This window comes from Nocardia farcinica (assembly GCF_029867845.1).
Classification (GTDB): Bacteria; Actinomycetota; Actinomycetes; order Mycobacteriales; family Mycobacteriaceae; genus Nocardia; species Nocardia farcinica_A.
Window position 1 is genome coordinate 1 of sequence record NZ_JARWRU010001019.1, and the last position, 5041, is coordinate 5041.

Annotated in this window: 7 protein-coding genes; 2 read left to right on the forward strand and 5 right to left on the reverse strand. The window is 70.2% G+C overall.

Annotated features, from left to right (window positions below; all coding sequences use genetic code 11):
* The 3 genes from QH283_RS22540 to QH283_RS22550 form a co-directional block, all read right to left on the reverse strand.
* The coding region (locus QH283_RS22540) for an alcohol dehydrogenase catalytic domain-containing protein (RefSeq protein WP_280504954.1) at window positions 1–498 on the reverse strand (498 nt) is incomplete at its 3' end.
* Window positions 499–511: 13 nt separating this feature from the next.
* Window positions 512–1012 (reverse strand): hypothetical protein, encoded by a 501-nt coding sequence (locus QH283_RS22545; RefSeq protein ID WP_280504955.1) that lies wholly within the window; start codon window positions 1010–1012, stop codon window positions 512–514.
* 172 nt (window positions 1013–1184) lie between these two features.
* Complete coding sequence (locus QH283_RS22550) at window positions 1185–1337, reverse strand: hypothetical protein (RefSeq protein WP_280504956.1); 153 nt, start codon at window positions 1335–1337, stop codon at window positions 1185–1187.
* Window positions 1338–1497: 160 nt separating this feature from the next.
* Here QH283_RS22550 and QH283_RS22555 point away from each other — a divergent pair, with 160 nt between their 5' ends.
* The gene (locus QH283_RS22555) at window positions 1498–1665 is read left to right on the forward strand and encodes a DUF4236 domain-containing protein (protein ID WP_280504957.1); all 168 of its coding nucleotides are present in this window, start codon (window positions 1498–1500) and stop codon (window positions 1663–1665) included.
* 139 nt (window positions 1666–1804) lie between these two features.
* Entirely contained in the window at window positions 1805–3322 is a 1518-nt protein-coding gene (locus tag QH283_RS22560) for a sulfatase-like hydrolase/transferase (RefSeq protein ID WP_280504958.1), read from the forward strand.
* A 30-nt stretch (window positions 3323–3352) separates the two neighbouring features.
* On the opposite strand, the gene QH283_RS22565 is transcribed toward QH283_RS22560, so the two are convergent.
* Complete coding sequence (locus QH283_RS22565; protein WP_280504959.1) at window positions 3353–4138, reverse strand: MerR family transcriptional regulator; 786 nt, start codon at window positions 4136–4138, stop codon at window positions 3353–3355.
* A 4-nt stretch (window positions 4139–4142) separates the two neighbouring features.
* Window positions 4143–4958, reverse strand: a complete 816-nt coding sequence (locus QH283_RS22570) for an alpha/beta fold hydrolase (protein ID WP_324248270.1) — start codon at window positions 4956–4958, stop codon at window positions 4143–4145.
* Window positions 4959–5041 lie beyond the last annotated feature (83 nt).

Below are 5041 nucleotides of genomic sequence, written 5' to 3' on the forward strand. Positions count from 1 at the left end.
GAACAGAGCCTGCTCGTCGGTGATGCCCTCGGGCACGGGGAAGCAGTTGACGTCACCGAAGGGCACTCGCACGTACTGGGCGTGGGAACCCTGGTAGCCGCCGAAGGGATGGGTGTAGCCGTAGATGCCGCCGGTCGGATAGCCGAACAACGGTTGTTGCAGTTCGGGGTTGGGGTTGGTGGTGTCGCACAGCGAATACATGTCGTGGGTGCAGTAGAAGCAGGTGCCGCAGCCGATGAAGGACGGGACCGTCACCCGCTCCCCCACCTTCCGCTGCCGCACCTCGGGCCCGATGTGCACGATCTCGCCGGTGAACTCGTGGCCGAAGACGTCACCCTCCCGCATGCCGGGCAGGTAGCCGTCGATGAAATGCAGATCCGAGCCGCAGGTGGTGGTCAGGGTGACCGCGACGATCACGTCGTGGGGATTGAGCAGTTTCGGGTCGTCGACGGTCTCCACCGACAGGTCGTTCACGCCGTTCCAGCACAGTGCGCGCATGGTTTCCTCCTGGTCAGCGCGCGCCGGAGCGGGCACTCGGGTTGTGCACGAGGGTGGGCAGCTCACCGGTCTGCAACAGCGCGCGCATCCGGTAGAGCAGCTTGTACACCGCGGCGCCGGTCAGCGGGCCGGGTAGCGCGGACCTGGTCCACACGGTCACCTCGGTGCCGAGGTGACCGGGGGCGGGGGCGAATCGGACGCGCAGTTCAGCGTCGGCGCCCGCCAGTTGGCCGCGATAGCCCATGCCGTCCGGCTCGGTGACGTAGGTGGTCCGCAAGACGACGCCCTCGTCGCCACGGCGGAACGCCCTGTCGACGCGGTCGGCGACGGCCCTGACGTCGCCGAGATCGCCGAGCACACGCGACATGCGCACCGGATCACGCCAGCACTGTTCGACCCGGGCCCGCGGCGCGGCGATGGTCACCGACTGCACGCTGGACCGCCGGCCGTTCGCGCCGACGACTCTTCCCACCAGACCGGTGACATTCTGTTTGACTTCGTCGATGGTGTGCACGACACACTCCTCTGTTCAGCGCCTGGCTCGCGCGGATGTGCTGCCGCCGCGGCCTACGCGTCGAACGGTCCGGCGCCCCCGCTCCTGGAGGCGTCCGCGACCCATCGGGTGCCTACCCGGCGACCCCGCGGTCAAACGGCGCGACCGGTGCAAACAGGCCGTGACGGGCACCTCAGTCACCGCGCAGCGACTGCGCCTCGCGCACGGCCGTCCGCTGGTCCGGGCGAGCTCGCGGATGCCGTGCGGCTGGGAGCAGCGCGCAGACGAGCAGCCGGAGCACCACCGCCACCGGGGTGACGCCGAGCCGGATGGGCATCGTCTGCATCTGCTCGGCCTGGTGCACCGGTTCCCCGGCGGCGCTCGGCCCGCGCAGGCCCGGGCACGGACAACAGCACGATCAGGCCGGGCGCGCGGATTGAAACGCGCCGAAACGGTTAGCTCATAAGGGATTCGGGCTCGCGTCCAGTTCTCCGGGAGGTACCACCATGCCCATCCGTTACCGTCAGCGCCGTTCTTTCGGGCCGCTGAAACTGAATTTCACCCAGCAGGGCCTGTCGTCGTGGAGCATCAAGATCGGCCGCTGGTCGTGGAACTCCCGCACCAAGAAGAACAGCGTCGACCTGCCTGGCCCGCTCAGCTGGCGGCAGGGCTGAGCACCCCGGTCACCGGCCTCACGGCACGCCGTCGCGCCGTCGCGGCTCTCGCGCGCCCGGACTCTAAGCTCTACGCCGAACGTGCGTCGAAGTCCGAGCCGGTTCGCCGGAGGCGGCCGGGAAGCCGAGGAGTTCCTGGATGTTCATCGTGCGGAAGGCGCGACGGGCGCTGACGGTGTCGCTGGCTGCCCTGTGCGCGGCGACGATGTGCGTGTCGAGCGCGGCGGCGCAGCAGGATCCACGTCCGAACGTGGTGCTGATCCTGGCCGATGATCTGGACGCGATGACCACTCCGGTGTGGCAGGCGCTGCCGCGCACCGCCGAGCTGATCCGTGATCGCGGAGTCGAGTTCACCGAGGGGTTCGCGCCGCTGCCGATCTGCTGCGCGGCGCGCGCTTCCCTGCTCACCGGCGACTACGGCCACAACACCGGCGTGCTGACCAACGCGGGTCCGGTGGGCGGCTTCGAGGCCTTCCGCGCCAACGGCAACGAGTCGCGCACCTTCGTGAAGGCGCTGCACGACAGCGGATATCGCACGGGGATGGCGGGCAAGTACCTCAACGGACTGGAGGACGATCCCGGCCACATCCCGCCCGGCTGGGACGACTGGAACGCCGGTGTCGACAACTTCCTGTACGCCGGTAACAACTACACCCTCAACGACAACGGCCGGATGGTGAAGTACGGTGTGGCGCCGCGGGATTACGCCACCGACGTGCTGGCGGAGAAGTCGCGGCGGTTCATCGCCGAGGCCTCGGCGTCGGGGCAGCCGTTCTTCTGGTACGCCGCTCCGACCGCGCCGCACTTCCCCATCCCGCCCGCGCCGAGGCACATCGCCGAGACCCCGCCGACCGCCGCCCCGCGCTCACCGAACTTCCAGGAGGCCGACGTCTCCGACAAGCCGACCTGGCTGATCGACACCGCAGGCCCGCGTGCGGCGACCATCGAGGCCACCAACGACGTCGACTACACCAACCGGATCGGCTCGCTCAAAGCTCTCGACGAGATGGTGGCCGGGATCGTGGCCACCCTCGCCGACACCGGCGAACTCGACCACACCTACCTGATCTTCACCTCCGACAACGGCTACAGCCTGGGCGCGCACCGGCTCACCCAGAAGATGGCGCCCTACGAGGAGTCCATGCGGGTGCCGCTGGCCGTCGCCGGTCCCGGCATCGCCGCCGGGCGCACCGAGGCCATGGCGCTGTCGATCGATCTCGCCCCGACGATCCTCGAATGGGCCGGGGTCGCGGCGCCCGATCCGATGGACGGCCGATCGCTGACGCCGGTGCTGCGCGGCGACACCGCGGGCTGGCGCTCCGATTTCGTGGCCGAGTACGGCGGCGCGGGCTACGGCGGACGCTTCGGCATCGCCCAGGAACAGGTTCCCGGCACCGAGACACCGTTGCAGTACGTGCTGGACATGCCGTCCTGGGTGGGCATCCGCACGGAGCGGCACCTCTATGTGCGCTGGTACGAGCGGGAGCGGCCGCTCGACGAGCGTGAGTACGAACTCTACGACCTGCACACCGACCCCTACCAGCTGACCAATCTGATCAAGACTCCCGAAGGCCGTGCGGCACACGAGGGCCTGGTCGACCAGTTGGATCGGCGGCTGAACGAGCTGGCGAACTGTGCGGGGACGGCCTGTCCCTGACGCGCCGACCACGCTCCTCCTGGCTGCCGCTCACGGCGAGTCGCGGCCGGGGATGTCGATTCCCGCGGCGCGCAGCCGTGCCTCCAGCAGGGCGGTGAGCCGGGCGGTGGCCGAATCGGGCTGCTCGGCGTAGTCGCGGATGAGCCGGTAGCGGGTGCCGGTCTCGGTGGGTGCGCGAAAGGCGGTCACGATCCTCAGCAGCGCGGGGTTGGCGAGATAGCAGTCGGCCAGCCGGTCGGCCAGCTCGACGAGGCCGGGGTCGCGCGGGTCGCCTGCGGCGGCTGCCAGGACCTGCCGATTCAGCTCGACGAAGCGGGTGTCCTCCAACGCGAGTTCGACATTCGTCAGGTAGTCGTCGAAGCCGTCCGGGACGAGCGCCTTGGCCAGCACCATCCCCTCCCTGGAGGCCGCCACGTGCTCAGGGGTGAAGCCGAGCTCGCGCATGCGCTCTAGCAGGGTGAGCGCGCGTTCGGGCAGCAGCGCCCGGTCGCCCTGGGCGAGCCTGCGCAGGGTGGCGCGCCGGGCGGTCAGTTCGGCGATGCGTTCGGTGAGCTGACGCTCCACGTCGACCAGCGCGGCGGCGAAGTCGGCGGGGTCGGCGTCGAGCAGCGGGCCGATCTCGGCCAGCGGCACGCCGGCGGCGGCCAGGGTGCGGACCTGCACGAGCCGGAACAGGTCCGCCGAACGGTAGCGACGGTAGCCGGAGCCGTCGCGCGGCGGCTCCGCGATCAGCCCCTGCTTGTGGTAGTGCCGCACCGTTTTCACGGTGACGCCGGCGAATGCCGCCGCCCGGCCGATGGTGACGCCCTCGATCATCGTTCTAGCGTGCCCGCGAGTCGGCGCGCGGCGCCAGTTCGCGCACCGCGTCGGCGACGGCGCGGAAATCCTTGCGCAGCAGGTGCGAATGATTGCTCGGCACCTTGGCCGCCCCCCGCAGGTTCGGGTTGGCCGCCAGCACCGGGTCCAGCGAGGCGCGCACCGCCTCCATCTCCTCGGCGCCGCCACCGAGATTCGAGCCGGTCGCCAAGATCCAGCGCACCGGATAGGACGCGCGCTCGAGGACCGGGGCGAGATCGGCGTGCAGCCGGTTGGCCTCGATGTTGATCTCGGCGTGCTCGGCGGCGCTCATCCTCGCCGCCAGGCCGAGCGGGCGGGCCAGCGGCAGCAACGGGCGCATGCGGTGGAACAGCTTCCTGATCCGCTCCTCGCCCTCCTCGCCGGTCAGGCCGTAGGGCATGGCGCCGTCCACCGACACGACGCCGGCCACGCGGTCCGGGTTGCGGTCGGCCCAGTGCACGGCCAGCAGCGCCCCGTAGGACCAGCCCGCCAGCAGCGGACGCCGCACGCCGGTCGCGTCGAGGACGGCGTCGATGTCGCGCAGGCAGGCGGCGAAGGAGTAGTCGGCCGACCGCCCCGACTTGCCCCTGGCGCGTTCGTCGAAGGTGATGTGGCGGAAACCGTCTGCGAGTTCGGCGATCACCGGACGCCAGGGGCGGCTGTCGGCGTAGGAGCCGTTGAGGTAGAGGACGGGAATGCCGGGGCCACCGGTGTCGGTCACCGCGAGGGCGGTGTCGTCCACCGGCACGGTCCCGGACCAGGGCGAGGGTGTGGTTGCGGGGTTCTGCGAGATGCTCACTAGGGCACCATCCCTTCTGCAACCCGAACAGTTAGGGTTGTTGTCTCTCGGTTCCGGTGGGTGCATGGCCTTGGTTGCGAGCT